Source organism: Candidatus Nitrosotenuis uzonensis (assembly GCF_000723185.1).
GTDB lineage: Archaea > Thermoproteota > Nitrososphaeria > Nitrososphaerales > Nitrosopumilaceae > Nitrosotenuis > Nitrosotenuis uzonensis.
Genome location: NZ_CBTY010000013.1, coordinates 1 through 644 on the forward strand (window position 1 = coordinate 1; position 644 = coordinate 644).

The 644-nt window shown below is 37.9% G+C and carries 1 protein-coding gene; it reads left to right on the forward strand.

The window, feature by feature from the left end; translation table 11 throughout:
• Nucleotides 1-644: tetratricopeptide repeat protein (locus NITUZ_RS09580; protein ID WP_048197449.1), on the forward strand; the 644-nt coding region annotated here is incomplete at both ends.

Below are 644 nucleotides of genomic sequence, written 5' to 3' on the forward strand. Positions count from 1 at the left end.
AATATTGTTTGATACATGCAAGTATTCTGAATCTATCGCATGTTTTGATAAGATCTTACAGTACGATAGCTCTCATTACATTGCATTTTCATACAAGGCACAAGCGCTTGCCAAATTAAACAGAATAGATGAGGCACTGAACTTTTTTGATTGTGCACTATCAATAGAGCCAAACCATGTGGACTCTTTGTTTGGAAAAGCTAAGATTCTGATTATGGTCAAAAACTATGACGACGCAGTGAGCATTTTGGATATGATTACAGAAATCTCGCCTACTCATTCAGATGCGTTCTCTTACAAAGGCTCTATATTATCACAGGCTGGTCGACATGCAGAATCTCTGCACTGCTTTGAAAAAGCACTTACCACAAACCCACACCACTTTGACGCATTGCTCGGCAAAGCTCGCTCACTTGTTAAACTAGAAAAATTCCAAGATGCACTGTCCTTCTTTAATGATGCACTAATAATCAATGATACAGATACTCAAGCATTGTCTGACAAAGGAGACGTCTTGATCTGTCTTCAGAATTATGATGATGCGTTGCACTGTTTTGATAAAATACTGTCCCTTGATCCATCAAACGTACTTGCGCTTGTAAAGAAAGGTTATCTCAGATACAAAATTAGTGAATATGCAGAAT